Source organism: Streptomyces sp. Sge12, assembly GCF_002080455.1.
In the GTDB taxonomy this organism is placed as follows: domain Bacteria; phylum Actinomycetota; class Actinomycetes; order Streptomycetales; family Streptomycetaceae; genus Streptomyces.
Window position 1 is genome coordinate 7032107 of record NZ_CP020555.1, and the last position, 13042, is coordinate 7045148.

Consider the following 13042-nt stretch of genomic DNA (forward strand, 5'->3'; position numbering starts at 1 on the left):
CCGACCGCCGGGCGGCGGCCGGCAGCGCCGGGGGAGCACCTTCTACGCCAGCGCGCTCAGCCCCGGTACGAAAGCCACCACCAGCGGGATCGCCGGGACCAGGGTGGCCATCGCGGTCAGCCGCAGCCGCCGGCCCGGGGACAGCCGGGGCGCCGCCGACAGCAGCCTGCGCACCCGCTGGGGGACGTGCGCGTGCTCGGTCGAGGAGGCCCCGAACACCCCGCGGTCCTCGTTGAGTCCGACCAGCGCCAGCGCGATCGTCAGCCGTCCGTACCGCCGGGAGGCCACGTCGTCGGCGGCCATCTCCACCAGCCGGTGCATCTCCGCCTCGAACGCCGCGAAGACCGGCACCTGGGGGAACCCCCGGGCCAGCGCCCGCGAACAGTGCAGCAGCCAGTCGTGCCGGGCCGCCGCGTGCCCCTGCTCGTGCGCGAGGACGGCATCCAGCTGGCTGCCCTTCAGCCGGCCCAGCGCCGCCGTCGTGACCACCAGCTGCGGGGCCGCTCCCGGCAGCCACCACGCATCCGGCCGCGGCCCCTCCAGTACGACGAGCCGCGCGCCCGCCGGGTCCTCCCCGGGCAGCAGCGGGGCCCGTTCCAGCAGCTCGCTGCCCTGCGCGCGCCGCCGGGCCCGCGCCCGCAGCACCTCGGCGGTCAGCATCGCCCCGGTCCACAGCCCGCCGCCCGCCAGCGCGAGCGCGGTGGCGGCGGCCCAGGGCCCGCCGGACGCGCCCAGCGCGTAGGCGTCGACCACCCCGTGCGGGGCGGCGGCGAAGAGCCGGCCCCGGACCGCCTGCCAGGCCGCCGCAGCGCTCAGCAGCATCGACAGCCCGAAGCACAGGAGCACCGCGCCGACCACGCACTGCCACACCCACAGGGCGACGACCGGCTCGCGCTCGGGCCAGCGGGCCCGGGCCAGCAGACGGGGCGCGAGCACCGCGGTCAGGGCGCCGAGCAACAGGAGGGCGGCGGGGACCATCATGGTCGCCAGCCTATGAGCGCGGGACTACCTGCGGGTACGCCCTCGGGGCTTTGGTGACGCAGGACACGTCCGCCACGGCCCTCACATCGTGAGCAGCATGGCCAACATCCCCATTCCCATGGCGAGTCGGCAGGCGCGGATGAGTTCGCCGGGCCCGCCCCGGCCGCTTGCCGCCGGTGCGGCCGCGGCCCCGCCGCCCGCGGTGATCAGCCGGCTCCCGCCGAGCACCACGTACCCGGCGAAGTAGAGGAGCAGTGCCCCGGTGAGCAGCGGCAGCCCTGCCCCCGGCGCGTGGCCCTGGCCGTGCCCCTGACCGTCCGCGGGGCCCGTCCCCGCCGTCACGGTCATGTAGACCATCGTCAGCGAGCCCACCAGGTGGTGGGCGTGGTGCGCCCCGCCCCGCAGCAGCCACAGGGCGTGCAGGGACGCACCGCAGAAGACCACGGCCAGGACGGGGATCCGCCACCCGTCACCGTGCCCGAGAGGCACCGCCATCAGCGCCATCCCGAAGCCCATCACCGCCTCCCCGGCGGCCCCGCCCGAACCGCGCACCCGCCACAGGCAGTACGCACCGCTCACCGCGCACAGCAGCACCAGCAGCCAGGAGGAGACGGAGGTGGCGAGGGAAGTGGCAGAACCGTGCACGGCGGAACCTCCCGGTTCGTCGGCGTCACGGGGAGAGATGCCCCTCTCACAGCACCCTCACGCGGCTCCGGGATACGCTCTCCCTGCCTTCCCGGCATGTCATATGCCGCCGCACCGAACGGAGCACCCGATGACGACCGCCCAGCCCGCCGCCCTGAGTTTCCGCAGCGCCGTCGAGACGGACGTACCGGAACTGGTGGACCTCGTCGAGTCCGCCTACCGCGGGGACGCGAGCCGGGCCGGCTGGACCACCGAGGCCGACTACCTGGACGGGCAGCGCACCGACCCGGACGGGGTCCGCGCCGTCATCGCCGCCCCGGACGGGGTCCTCCTCGTCGTCGAGCGCGCGGGCGAACTCGTCGCCTGCTGCCAGCTCGAACACCGGGACGACCACGTCTACTTCGGGATGTTCGCCGTCCGCCCCGGGCTCCAGGGCGGCGGCCTCGGCAAGGAGATCCTGGCCGAGGCCGAGCGCCGCGCCCGCGAGCACTGGGGCGCCAAGGAGATGCGCATGACGGTGGTGAACGTACGGGAGGAGCTCATCGCCTACTACGTGCGCCGCGGCTACCGGCGCACCGGCGAGCTGAGCCCCTTCCCCTACGGTGACGCGCGCTTCGGCGTCCCGCTCCGCGACGACCTCGCCTTCGAGCTGCTGGTCAAGTCGCTCTGAGCGCAGGCCGCCCCGGGCGCAGGCCGCCAGGGGCCGGAGCCCGGACGGGCCGTCAGGCGGTGAAGCGGCCGGTGCTGCGGATCTCCGGGAAGTCGGTGGCGGCGCCGTCCAGGCCCAGCGCCCGCGCGAGCCGCAACAGGTCCAGGGTGTTGACCGCGCGGCCCGTCACGCGCAGGCCCGCCGCGTGCGCGGACTCCACCGCCTCCAGGCTGAGCCGCCGGATGTCCACCGCGATCGTCGCGGCGCCCACGGCCAGCGCGCGGTCCACCAGGGACCCGGCCTCCGCGGCGGGGGAGTCCGCGCACAGGACGGTCCGCACGCCCGGCACCAGCCGGGCCGTCTCGGCGAGCACCGCCTCCCGGTCGGAGGCCACCTCCACCCGGGAGGCCAGGTCGCGGCGCAGGATCAGTTCCGCGAGCACCGGGGCGGTGGCCAGGTCGTGGACGAAGGCCTGGAGCGGCACCCGGACCGCGTCCAGGACCTCCTCGAGGACCGGCACGTGCTCGCCCTGACCGGCGTCCAGTTCGCGCAGCTCGGCCAGGGTCAGATCGGCGACGGCCCCCGAGCCGTCGGTGGTCCGGTCCACCTCGGGATCGTGCACGGCGACGAGGGCGCCGTCCTTGCTGAGGCGCAGATCCAGAGCGATGACGTCCATGCCGCAACGTTCCGCTCGCAGGTACGACCGCAAGGTGTTCTCCGGTTCGACACCCATGACCCCGCGGTGACCGATGGTGAGGAAAGTCAAGGTTCTCTCGCTTCCGTCGACGGCGGCTCCCCGCGCGGCTGCGGTGTCCCGACCGGCCGCGCGCGATGAGGTCGCATGCTAGTGCGCCGCGGGTGCGAAAGGACCGGGCGTGCACGGCTCCCGAGGAGCGTTCCGGCCGCTTCCCGCCGGGGTCGTGCGCCCCGCCGGGGGCGATGGCGCGCCTGTCGCGTCACCCGGGCGTGGGCGCGTCCCCGCCGGCTTGACGACCGGGTTCGCGCGGCGTCCGCGCGAGCTCGTCCAGGTCGCCGAGCAGGGCCTCGGCGAGCGCCAGTTCGGCCAGGTGCTGCCGCTCGCTCCAGCGCAGCGCGAGGGTGGGGAAGTTCCAGTCCGGTACGCCGCCCGCGTGCTCCATGGCCTCCCGTACGGCGGCCAGTTCGCCCCGGGTCCGCTCCAGGTGCTCGCCGACCATCGCGCGCAGCCGCTCCGGCTCGGCCAGGTGGCCGAGCCAGATCCGCAGCAGCAGTCCGTGCTTGAGCACGGGGGGCCCGGCCTCGGCGGTGTCCGCGGCCCACCCGGCCAGCGCCTCGCGCCCGGCGTCGGTGATCGCGTAGCGCCGCTTGGCCCGCGTCTCCTCGGGCCCGGAGCGCACGGAGGCCGCGTGGCCGAGTTCCTCCAGACGGCGCAGCTCCGCGTAGATCTGGCTGATGGCCGGCGACCAGTAGAAGAAGCGCAGGGAGGAGTCCGCCCACTTCTTCAGCTCGTAGCCGGTCCGCTCGCCGGGAAAGGAGAGCAGGCCCAGAACGGCCCACGCGGTCGGCGGCAGCTCTTGCTTCTTCGACTCATGACTACTCGGCATATTTCGAATTGAAGTGAGGCCGGGTGCGCGGCGCAACCCTGGAGGCCCAGTGAAGCAGGGGGCCTGCCCGGAAACCTTGCGCCAGTGGGGCGAAAGGGTCATTCCGCACTTCCGGGGTGTGTGATGTGCGCCTCTGGCGCCTCCCGCGCCCCACCCGGCCGGGCCCGGCCGGCGTACGGCCGCCGACCGGGGGAAGCCTTGGCGCGATTGGGCGGAGTGGTCGGTTCCGCGCCGACGGACGGGAAGACTTCCGGTGAAGGAGGGGGTGACGCAGGATAATTTCCGGAGTCACCTCTTGAGGGGAAGAGCCTCGCGCGCATACGCTGCCCATACGTGAGGTTCTCCTGTGGAGGAAGTGACATGACGGAAACTCTTGTGCCCGGAACCGGCGGCGCCGTGATAACCGCCGGAGCGCGGGTGGTGGACCACCCCGCATGGCCCGAGCTCAAGGCCGCCGTGGAGGAGATCCGGCCCTGGCAGGCCAAGGACGGCTCCATCGACTTCGAGGTCGAGGGCGCCCACGGCCGTGCCACCGTCCTCGCCGCCGTGGACCGCGTGATCGAGGCCGTCGAGACGCTGTCCCCGCTGCTCCCGCACGCAGCCGCTTACCACCGCGCGCTCATCGCCGACCTGCGCAAGTGGGCCGCGGACGACTTCAAGGTCCCGGACTTCCTCGACTCCCTGCTGGCCTTCCACCCGGCCGCCGAGCGCGCCGACGGACTCCAGCACCTCGTCGTCTTCCCCATGTACACCCAGAACGGCAACCTGGACCGCAACCTGGAAGCCGTCGTGCTCAAGATGGTGTGGCCCGAGTGGCTCGCCGAGCTGGAGCGCACCCGGTACGACAACCCGCTCTTCCTCGGTATCACCTTCGAGGACTTCACGCCGGGCTACGACACCCACTCCGCCGTGCTCTTCCCGGAGACCATCGCCGTGCGCGAGGCCCCCGAGCGCTTCACCTGGGGCGGCATCTTCTGCGACCGCGAGGCCGCCCGCTACCGCAAGGTGACCGAGGCCGCCGTCGACATCCTGGGCATCGACCTGCCCGAGGACATCGCCCGCATGGTCGAGGACCAGGAGCGCTGCGAGAAGGCCTTCGTCCTGTGGGACATGGTCCACGACCGCACCCACAGCCACGGCGACCTGCCGTTCGACCCCTTCATGATCAAGCAGCGCCAGCCGTTCTGGATGTACGGCCTGGAGGAGCTGCGCTGCGACCTCACCGCCTTCAAGGAGGCCGTGAAGCTGGAGTCCGAGGGCAACGAGCACGGCCGCGACGTGCAGTACGCCGTCCTCTTCGACCGGATGTTCCGCTTCCCGGTCTCCGGCGACCGCAACCGCAACTACGACGGCCTCGGCGGCCAGCTGCTCTTCGCCTACCTCCACAAGCACGACGTCGTGCGCTGGACGGACAACAAGCTGAAGATCGACTGGATGCGCGCCCCGCAGGTCACCAACCAGCTGTGCGCCGAGATCGAGGACCTCTACCGGGCCGGCATCGACCGCCCGAAGCTCGTCCACTGGTTCAAGGCCTACGAGCTGGTCTCCACCTACCTCGCCCCGCACCCGGGCTCCAAGTGGGCCAAGGGTCCCGACGCGCTGGACATGACGCAGCCCCCGCGCAAGCTGGTGGACGACGTGCTTCCGGACGAGTTTCCGCTCAGCATGTTCTTTGAGGCGCTCGCCAAGAAGCTCAAGGGAGTGATCGCCTCCACGAAGGGCATCACCGCCCTGAATGCCGAGCAGGCCGAGCGAGTCGCCGCGTGAGCGCTCGCCCACAGGAGGCTGGACAGATGAACGGCTCCGGGAACGGCAACGGAAAGCTGCACGGAGCGGTGGTGGCGGTGGCCGGGGCCGGTGGCCCCGCCGGCCGTGCCACCCTGCTCCGCCTCGCCGAGGCGGGAGCGGTGGTCGTCGCGTCCGACGCCGATCCGGCGCGGCTCGCGGAGGCCGTGGACGCGGCGCGCTACGCCCACGGCGGCGCCACCATCACCGGTGACACCGTGGACCTGCTCGACCTGGGCGCCACCAAGGCCTGGGCCGAGCAGACCGAGAAGGAGTTCGGCCGCATCGACGGCCTGGTCCACCTCGTCGGCGGCTGGCGCGGCAGCAAGACCTTCACCGACGCCGACCTCGCGGACTGGACCTTCCTGGAGAAGCTCCTCATCCGCACCGTCCAGCACACCTCGCTGGCCTTCCACGACGGGCTGCTGCGCAGCGACCGCGGCCGCTACGTGCTGATCAGCCAGTCCGGAGCGCACAAGCCGGTCGCCAACAACGCCGCGTACAACGCGGGCAAGGCGGCCGCCGAGGCCTGGACCCTGGCGATGGCGGACTCCTTCCGCAAGGCGGGGGGTGACGAGGGCCCCGGCGCGGCAGCTGCGATCCTGGTCATCAAGGCACTGGTGCACGACGCGATGCGCGCCGAGCGTCCCAATGCGAAGTTCGCGGGCTTCACCGACGTGAAGGAGCTGGCCGAGGCCATCGCCGGCGTCTGGGAGCGGCCCGCAATCGATGTGAACGGACAGCGTCTGTGGCTCACTCCGCAACCGTGAGAACCGAGGCAGGCAAGACCGACGCCCGGCGTCACCACGACCCGGCTGTGCGAGGTTTCGCGAGCGACAACTACGCGGGGGTGCACCCGGAGGTCCTGGCGGCCATCGCCCTCGCCAACGGCGGCCACCAGGTCGCCTACGGCGAGGACGACTACACCGAGCACCTGCAGAAGGTCATCCGCAGCCACTTCGGGCCGTACGCGGAGGCCTTCCCGGTCTTCAACGGCACCGGCGCGAACGTCACCGCCCTCCAGGCGATGACGGACCGCTGGGGTGCGGTGATCTGTGCCAAGAGCGCCCACATCAACGTGGACGAGGGCGGCGCCCCGGAGCGGATGGCGGGCCTCAAGCTGCTCGCCGTCCCGACCCCGGACGGCAAGCTCACCCCCGAGCTCATCGACCAGGAGGCCTGGGGCTTCGAGGACGAGCACCGGGCGATGCCGCAGGTCGTGTCGATCACCCAGAACACCGAGCTGGGCACGGTCTACACGCCGGACGAGATCCGGGCGATCTGCGAGCACGCCCACCGGCTCGGCATGAAGGTCCACCTCGACGGTGCCCGGATAGCCAACGCCGCGGCCTCGCTCGACGTGCCGATGCGCGCCTTCACGAACGCGGTCGGCGTGGACGTGCTGTCGTACGGCGGTACCAAGAACGGCATGATGTTCGGCGAGGCCGTGGTGGTGCTGAACCCGGACGCCGTCCGGCAGATGAAGCACATCCGCAAGATGTCGATGCAGCTCGCGTCCAAGATGCGCTTCGTGTCGGTGCAGCTGGAGGCCCTGCTGGCCAAGGACCTGTGGCTGCGCAACGCCCGGCACGCCAACGCGATGGCGCAGCGGCTCGCCGCCGGCGTGCGCGAGACGGACGGCGTGGAGATCCTCTACCCGGTGCAGGCGAACGCGGTGTTCGCCCGGCTGCCGCACGAGGTGTCCCGTCGGCTGCAGAAGCGTTACCGCTTCTACTTCTGGGACGAGGCCGCGGGCGATGTCCGCTGGATGTGCGGCTTCGACACCCAGGAAGAGGACGTGGACGGCTTCCTCCAGGCGCTGAAGGAAGAGCTGGCCCGCTAGGCGCCGGCACCGCACAGTCCTGCATAACTATACCCCCGACCGGAAATCTATGGATTTCCGGTCGGGGGTTTGCTTATGCTCCGGCCATGCAGCTGACCCAGCAGAACCCCGATATCCACGCCTACTTGGCGTCCGACGAGGCGATCGACCACTGGCATCCGGGCGTACAGGACACCGCCGACACCCTCTGGTCCACCACCGGAGACGCATACTCATACGCCCAAGCCGCCTTCGAGTTCGTCCGCGACACCATCCCGCACTCGGCCGATTCGGGCGACCTGCGCGTCGCCTGGCGCGCGTCCGAGGTCCTCGCGACGCGCAACGGCATCTGCCACGCCAAGTCCCACGCCCTCGTCGCCCTGCTCCGCGCCCAGGGCATCCCGGCGGCCCTGTGCTACCAGCGCCTCACCGAGGACGATGGGACGCAGCCCCTCGTGCACGGGCTGATCGCCCTGCGGCTGCCCGGCAGTGCGCGCTGGTCCCGCCTCGACCCGCGCGGCAACAAGCCCGGCGTGGACGCCCGGTTCGACCTCGACCGCGAGCGGCTGGCCTTCCCCGTACGCCCGGAACTCGGCGAGATCGACCACCCGGAGCTCCACGCCCGCCCGCACCCGGCCGTGCTCAAGGCCCTTCGGGAGTCCGCCGACCGGCCGCAGTTGTGGCGGAACCTCCCGACGGCCCTGTAGACCCCGCAGGTCCTGCGGCTCCGGCGGCTCCGGCGGTTCCTGCGGTTGCTGCGGATCCGGCGCGGGCGGGTCGCGCGGGCCCCCGCGCCGACGTCAGGGCGTGCAGCAGCGCCGCCGTGAGCAGCAGGGCGGCGATCCCGGTCAGCAGCGCCGCCGCGGGCGCGTCGGCCGCGATGCCCACCAGGGCGGCCCCGGCCGACGCGGCCGTCAGCTTCAGCCCCGCCCCCAGGGTGAACACCTGCGTCCGCGCCCCGTCCGGCGCGTACTCCGAGCGGATCCGCAACGTGGCCGTCAGCAGCGGCCCGTCGCACACCCCGGCCACCGCGAAGAGCGCCGCCGTCACGGCCAGGGAGGGGGCGAGGACGGCCGCCGCGAGGGCAGCGCCGGTCCCGGCCAGCGCCCACCGCACCAGCCGGCCCGGCTCGACGGACGTGATCCGCCCCAGCGTCAGCGAGCCGCCGAGCGCGCCCACCGCGAAGGCCGTCATCAGCACGCCCCCGCCGCCCGGACTGCCGAGCTCGGTCGCCAGCAGCACCGAGACGGTGGTGAGCGAGCCGATGCCGACGAAGGCCAGGGTGGTGGCCGAGGTGACGGCCCGCAGTTCGCGGACCCGCCACAGTGCCGCGAGCCCCGCGCCCAGGCCGGCCCGGGGCGCGTCCGGGGCCGGGCCCGCGCCCTGGTCCCCGTACGGGAGGGTCGCCGCCAGCACCGCCGCGAGCGCTCCGGACGCCGCCAGGACGGCCATCGCGGGCCCGGCCGAGCCCAGGGCCGTCACCAGGCCGACGGCCGCGGGCGCGGTGACGGCGGCGGCGTTGTAGGTCGCGGCGTCCCAGCCGTACGCCCGGTCGCGCCCGGGACCCGCCGCGACCAGGCCGGTGACCAGACTGGACAGTCCGCCGGTCACCATCGGCCCGCAGGAGCCGCCGAGCACCGCCACGGCCAGCGCCAGCGGGACGGGAGCCCGGCCGAGCAGGGCGGTCAGCGCCGCCACCGCCGCCGCGAACCCGGCCAGGGCGCCGACGTGGAACAGCCGCGGCCGGCGGCTGCGGGCCGCCGCGGCGCCCGCGAGCGGAGCCGCCAGGACGTGCGGGGCGAGCCAGGCCGTCAGTACGAACGCCCCGTGCGCCGCGCTCCCGGTGCGCTCCAGCGCGAGCAGCACCACGGCCATGCCCATGCCCTCCGAGGCGGTCCGTGCGGCCAGCGCCGCGGCCAGGTAGCGCCCGAATCCGCCCATGCGACCCCTCCCCGACAGGATGTAACGTCATAGACGCCCAAGACGTTACGGCATTCGGGTGTACGGCGAAAGGACATGAGGATGGCGGATCCCCGGGGCGGCTTCTCGGCCGCCCGGCGGCTGGTCGACGTGGCCGAGGCGGTCCGTGCGACCCCGGACCTGCCGCGCGCCGCGCTCGCGGAGCTGCTCGCCGGGCACGGGGAGCGCCCCGCCGACCTGACCGAGGAGGCGTTCCCCGAGGCGGGCGCCGCCGAACTGCGTTCCGCGGCACGGCGGATGGCGGCGGTGCTCGGGGAGAGCGACGAGGACCGCGCCGCCGAGGCCCTGAACGCACTGTTCGAGGAGTGCGGCACCCGGCCCCGGCTCACCCGGCACGACGGCCACCCCTGGCACCTGCACGTCGACCGGGGCGAGGGGGCCGGCTGGGGCGACTGGTTCCTGGCCTCGGGCGCCCTCGCACTCGCCCAACTGCTCACCGAGTACGGGCGGATCGCCTGGGGAGCCTGCGCCGCCGCGGGCTGCGGGCGGTTCTTCCTCGCCACCGGGCCGGGCAGCGCGCGCCGTTACTGCTCCGGCGGCTGCGCCACGCGGGCCCGGGTCGCCGCGCACCGCCGCCGGAAACGCGAGCAGGAAGGAGAGGGCTGAGGGGAGTGGGGGACCGCCCGACGAGGGCCGCCGCCCCGTCGGCACCGAGAACCACTGCGAGGCCCGGGAGACCCTGACCCACGCCGACCACCCGGACCGGGGCCGGGGCTCTTCGATCCGTCAAGCCCCGAGATGCAGGGGCATGACGCGGCGCGGGCGGCGAGGCGTACTGGAGGGGTCGTCCCATCCCCCGTCAAGAGGAGAACCACCATGACCCGCCCCCTTCGGATCCGCCGCCTCGCCCTGCTCACCGCCTCGACCGCCATCGTCGCGGGCGGCGTGCTGGTGCCCACGACCGCTTTCGCCGCCACCCCGACGACGACGCACGCGGTCGCGGGGGACACCGCCGACGGCAGTGCCGACGACGGCAGCAACAGGTTCAATCTGATGTGGATCGGGCCGCCCGGCGGCGGAAGCCTCTTCGAGCGCTTCCCGGGAACGAGCCCGCCCGAGGGTGAGCGGCCGGCCGAAGAGGCGCCCCGCGGCGACCTCGCCAACATTCCCGGCACGTCGGACAGCCCCTTCTTCACCCGTCCCGGGCACCCGCACTTGAAGCCGCAGTGGCAGTGCTTCGCCGCCCCGTGCGAGCCGCCCAGTGCGCCGCACTGACCGCGCCACGACGTCGGCCGCCGGGACCCTCTGCGGGTCCCGGCGGCCGACGTCGTGAGCGCAGTCGATCAGCCGATCAGCCGGCCTCGCGGACCTCGGCCGCCGTCGGCGCGGTGCCGCCCAGGTGGGCCGGCAGCCACCACGAGTCGTCGGTGCCCTTCGGCTTGTCCGGGTACGCGCGCTGCGCGGCGTCCAGCAGCTCCTGCACGCGCTCGCGCAGCCGGCGGGTGATGGCGCCCGCGTACTGGTCGGACGGGGCCTCCACGGGCTCGCCCACGCGCATCGTCACCGGGATGTGGCTGCGCTTGAGGTTCTTCGGGCGGCCCTTGGTCCACAGCCGCTGCGTGCCCCACAGGGCCACCGGGATCAGCGGGACCCCGGCCTCCTGCGCCATGCGCGCCGCACCCGACTTGAAGCTCTTGAGCGTGAAGGACTGGGAGATCGTCGCCTCCGGGAAGACGCCGATGATCTCGCCGGCCCGCAGCGAGTCCAGGGCGTGCTGGTAGGCGGCCTCACCCTGCTTGCGGTCGACGGGGATGTGCTTCATCGCGCGCATCAGCGGACCGGACACCTTGTGCCGGAACACCGACTCCTTCGCCATGAAACGGACCAGGCGCTTCTGCGGCCGCGCCGTCAGGCCGGCGAAGATGAAGTCGAGGTATCCGATGTGGTTCGACACCAGGACCGCACCGCCCTTGCGGGGGATGTTCTCGGTGCCCTTCATGTCGATACGGATGTCCAGCGCGCGGAAGAGCCCGTGCGCGGCGCCGATCACGGGAGGGTAGACGAGCTCAGCCATGGTGGGGAGACCCCGCTTTCTGCCTGGGGAGGTGCTCCCGGCCGGAAGTTACGGAAGCGTAGGTACGCGACCATGGGGATCGTGCCCCATACGCGGGCCGCTGGCCAGTCCAGAAGACCCTACCCGGGGAGATTCTCATCACGCCGGGAATGTCGCGGGCCTGCGGGGTGCTCCGATCAACGGACGAGCGTACGAGGATGACGTACGTGGACGAAGACGGCGAGGGGAGTGCGGTGCTCGGGCAGGAAGAGGCGCGGATCCGGCTGGGCGCCGCCGAACTGGGCGCGGAACCGGGGGCGCGGGCCAGCCTGGTGCAGTTCTCCAGCGCGTTCTGCCAGCCCTGCCGGGCGACGCGGCGGATCCTCGCCGAGGTCGCGGCGATGGTCGACGGGGTGGCGCACATCGAGATCGACGCCGAGGAGCGGCTCGACCTGGTCCGGAGCCTCGGGATCGAGAAGACCCCGACGGTGCTGGTCCTGGACGCGGCGGGCCGGATCGTGCGGCGGGCGGCCGGGATGCCGCGCAAGGTGGACGTGATCGCCGCCCTCGGGGCCGCGGTATGACGGGCGGCGCGTCCGGCGGCCCGGCCGGTGGACGGACCGGCGCACCGATCGAGCGGCGGACCGCGCGGCGGACCGACGGGGCGGGGCCGGGGGCGCCGGTGCGCGCGCCCGCACACAGCGTGACGCGCCTGACATCTGCCCGATCCCGCTTGACTGGGTCCACGGGAGATCGCCAGGCTGGCGGTATGCGGTATGAACTCCTGCTCTACGGACGGGTCCATGTGGACCTCGTCCGCCACGCGAGCGCGCGCTGTTGGGATCACTGAAAGCCCAGGCCCCCGATCCCCGACAGCGCCCGCGTGTTCCGCGGCAGAAGGCAGAACCCTGATGACTGCTCCCACAGTCCCTACCGTCCCGACGTTCTCCACGGCCCCCTCCCCCCGTACCCCCCGCTCCGGCGCAGGCGCGGCAGCGGGCGCGGCCGCGATCGCCGACACAGCCCGTCCCGGCTCGCCCGACCTGCTGCGGTCGGTCTTCCGGCAGCACGCGGCGGGCGTCGCCGTGATCACCGCCCAGGGCGCCGGCGGCCCGGTGGGGTTCACCGCCACCTCGCTCAACTCCGTCTCCGCCGACCCGCCGCTGCTGTCCTTCACGATCGGCACCGGGGCCTCCACCTGGCCCGCGGTGCGCGACAGCGAGTACCTCGGCGTCCACATACTCGGCGAGCACCAACGGGAGCTGGCAGGGCTGTTCGCCCGGAGCGGAGCCGACCGTTTCGGCCCGCCGACCGGCTGGGCCGCCGGACCGCACGGGGTGCCCGTACTGGACGGCGTACTGGCGTGGCTCGTCTGCCGGGTGGTGGCACGTGTGCCCGCCGGCGAACATCGTGTGATCATCGCTGAGGCGGTCGTGGGGGATCCGGCCGGGGAAGGGCGCCCCCTGCTGTACCACCAGGGGCGCTTCAACGCGTTGCGCGACTGAATCGTCCCTGCTCGGCCGGGTCGGACGGCGTTGGGCAGATCACAGCTCGGCAGCCTTGCGACTTGGTGGGACCCGCGGTGTACTGACGAGTAACATTCC

Annotated in this window: 15 protein-coding genes; 9 read left to right on the plus strand and 6 right to left on the minus strand. The window is 73.3% G+C overall.

Features of this window, described 5'->3' with window-relative positions; all coding sequences use genetic code 11:
* Positions 1 to 42: 42 nt before the first annotated feature.
* Together B6R96_RS31415 and B6R96_RS31420 are read right to left on the minus strand one after the other, a co-directional pair.
* Positions 43 to 981, minus strand: a complete 939-nt coding sequence (locus B6R96_RS31415) for a M56 family metallopeptidase (RefSeq protein ID WP_030384270.1) — start codon at positions 979 to 981, stop codon at positions 43 to 45.
* A gap of 81 nt (positions 982 to 1062) precedes the next feature.
* Positions 1063 to 1626 (minus strand): DUF5134 domain-containing protein, encoded by a 564-nt coding sequence (locus B6R96_RS31420; protein WP_079404084.1) that lies wholly within the window; start codon positions 1624 to 1626, stop codon positions 1063 to 1065.
* Between the two features lie 130 nt (positions 1627 to 1756).
* On the opposite strand from B6R96_RS31420, the gene B6R96_RS31425 reads away from it, so the two are divergent.
* Entirely contained in the window at positions 1757 to 2296 is a 540-nt protein-coding gene (locus B6R96_RS31425; RefSeq protein WP_081524326.1) for a GNAT family N-acetyltransferase, read from the plus strand.
* A 52-nt stretch (positions 2297 to 2348) separates the two neighbouring features.
* Here the strand turns inward: B6R96_RS31425 and B6R96_RS31430 are convergent, their stop codons facing one another.
* Positions 2349 to 3041 (minus strand): glycerophosphodiester phosphodiesterase, encoded by a 693-nt coding sequence (locus B6R96_RS31430; RefSeq protein ID WP_081524327.1) that lies wholly within the window; start codon positions 3039 to 3041, stop codon positions 2349 to 2351.
* Between the two features lie 190 nt (positions 3042 to 3231).
* A complete protein-coding gene (locus B6R96_RS31435) occupies positions 3232 to 3858 on the minus strand; it encodes a PadR family transcriptional regulator (protein ID WP_107475621.1) in 627 nt (208 codons plus the stop codon).
* Between the two features lie 360 nt (positions 3859 to 4218).
* Between B6R96_RS31435 and B6R96_RS31440 the strand changes: the two genes are divergently transcribed.
* From B6R96_RS31440 to B6R96_RS31455, 4 genes are all read left to right on the plus strand, one after another.
* Entirely contained in the window at positions 4219 to 5625 is a 1407-nt protein-coding gene (locus tag B6R96_RS31440) for a DUF6421 family protein (protein ID WP_030384275.1), read from the plus strand.
* 26 nt (positions 5626 to 5651) lie between these two features.
* On the plus strand, positions 5652 to 6413 hold the full coding sequence (locus tag B6R96_RS31445) for an SDR family NAD(P)-dependent oxidoreductase (RefSeq protein ID WP_030384276.1): 762 nt from the start codon (positions 5652 to 5654) through the stop codon (positions 6411 to 6413).
* The gene (locus tag B6R96_RS31450; RefSeq protein ID WP_051778902.1) at positions 6392 to 7486 is read left to right on the plus strand and encodes a threonine aldolase family protein; all 1095 of its coding nucleotides are present in this window, start codon (positions 6392 to 6394) and stop codon (positions 7484 to 7486) included. The genes B6R96_RS31445 and B6R96_RS31450 overlap by 22 nt, the downstream gene beginning before the upstream one ends.
* An 86-nt stretch (positions 7487 to 7572) precedes the next feature.
* Positions 7573 to 8172: a transglutaminase-like domain-containing protein gene (locus B6R96_RS31455; protein ID WP_053701560.1), complete on the plus strand. Its 600-nt coding sequence runs from the start codon at positions 7573 to 7575 to the stop codon at positions 8170 to 8172.
* On the opposite strand, the gene B6R96_RS31460 is transcribed toward B6R96_RS31455, so the two are convergent.
* The gene (locus B6R96_RS31460) at positions 8108 to 9406 is read right to left on the minus strand and encodes a hypothetical protein (RefSeq protein ID WP_081524329.1); all 1299 of its coding nucleotides are present in this window, start codon (positions 9404 to 9406) and stop codon (positions 8108 to 8110) included. The two genes, B6R96_RS31455 and B6R96_RS31460, sit on opposite strands and share 65 nt — an antisense overlap.
* Positions 9407 to 9487: 81 nt before the next feature.
* On the opposite strand from B6R96_RS31460, the gene B6R96_RS31465 reads away from it, so the two are divergent.
* Positions 9488 to 10051 carry a CGNR zinc finger domain-containing protein gene (locus tag B6R96_RS31465; RefSeq protein WP_107475622.1) on the plus strand — a complete coding sequence of 188 codons (564 nt, stop codon included), beginning with the start codon at positions 9488 to 9490 and terminating at the stop codon, positions 10049 to 10051.
* 210 nt (positions 10052 to 10261) lie between these two features.
* Entirely contained in the window at positions 10262 to 10660 is a 399-nt protein-coding gene (locus B6R96_RS31470) for a hypothetical protein (RefSeq protein ID WP_081524331.1), read from the plus strand.
* Positions 10661 to 10736: 76 nt separating this feature from the next.
* Here the strand turns inward: B6R96_RS31470 and B6R96_RS31475 are convergent, their stop codons facing one another.
* A complete protein-coding gene (locus B6R96_RS31475) occupies positions 10737 to 11459 on the minus strand; it encodes a lysophospholipid acyltransferase family protein (RefSeq protein ID WP_030384282.1) in 723 nt (240 codons plus the stop codon).
* 197 nt (positions 11460 to 11656) lie between these two features.
* Here B6R96_RS31475 and B6R96_RS31480 point away from each other — a divergent pair, with 197 nt between their 5' ends.
* Together B6R96_RS31480 and B6R96_RS31485 are read left to right on the plus strand one after the other, a co-directional pair.
* Positions 11657 to 12022: a thioredoxin family protein gene (locus tag B6R96_RS31480; RefSeq protein WP_081524332.1), complete on the plus strand. Its 366-nt coding sequence runs from the start codon at positions 11657 to 11659 to the stop codon at positions 12020 to 12022.
* 327 nt (positions 12023 to 12349) lie between these two features.
* Complete coding sequence (locus B6R96_RS31485; protein ID WP_081524333.1) at positions 12350 to 12943, plus strand: flavin reductase family protein; 594 nt, start codon at positions 12350 to 12352, stop codon at positions 12941 to 12943.
* The last annotated feature ends 99 nt before the right edge of the window (positions 12944 to 13042 follow it).

What these genes read in the sequence shown, in the direction of transcription:
- B6R96_RS31415 (WP_030384270.1), bottom strand. Translation starts at nt 981, where the DNA reads ATGATGGTCCCCGCCGCCCTCCTGTTGCTCGGCGCCCTGACCGCGGTG.
- B6R96_RS31425 (WP_081524326.1), top strand. Translation starts at nt 1,757, where the DNA reads ATGACGACCGCCCAGCCCGCCGCCCTGAGTTTCCGCAGCGCCGTCGAG.
- B6R96_RS31435 (WP_107475621.1), bottom strand. Translation starts at nt 3,858, where the DNA reads ATGCCGAGTAGTCATGAGTCGAAGAAGCAAGAGCTGCCGCCGACCGCG.
- B6R96_RS31440 (WP_030384275.1), top strand. Translation starts at nt 4,219, where the DNA reads ATGACGGAAACTCTTGTGCCCGGAACCGGCGGCGCCGTGATAACCGCC.
- B6R96_RS31445 (WP_030384276.1), top strand. Translation starts at nt 5,652, where the DNA reads ATGAACGGCTCCGGGAACGGCAACGGAAAGCTGCACGGAGCGGTGGTG.
- B6R96_RS31455 (WP_053701560.1), top strand. Translation starts at nt 7,573, where the DNA reads ATGCAGCTGACCCAGCAGAACCCCGATATCCACGCCTACTTGGCGTCC.
- B6R96_RS31460 (WP_081524329.1), bottom strand. Translation starts at nt 9,406, where the DNA reads ATGGGCGGATTCGGGCGCTACCTGGCCGCGGCGCTGGCCGCACGGACC.
- B6R96_RS31465 (WP_107475622.1), top strand. Translation starts at nt 9,488, where the DNA reads ATGGCGGATCCCCGGGGCGGCTTCTCGGCCGCCCGGCGGCTGGTCGAC.
- B6R96_RS31470 (WP_081524331.1), top strand. Translation starts at nt 10,262, where the DNA reads ATGACCCGCCCCCTTCGGATCCGCCGCCTCGCCCTGCTCACCGCCTCG.
- B6R96_RS31475 (WP_030384282.1), bottom strand. Translation starts at nt 11,459, where the DNA reads ATGGCTGAGCTCGTCTACCCTCCCGTGATCGGCGCCGCGCACGGGCTC.
- B6R96_RS31480 (WP_081524332.1), top strand. Translation starts at nt 11,657, where the DNA reads ATGACGTACGTGGACGAAGACGGCGAGGGGAGTGCGGTGCTCGGGCAG.
- B6R96_RS31485 (WP_081524333.1), top strand. Translation starts at nt 12,350, where the DNA reads ATGACTGCTCCCACAGTCCCTACCGTCCCGACGTTCTCCACGGCCCCC.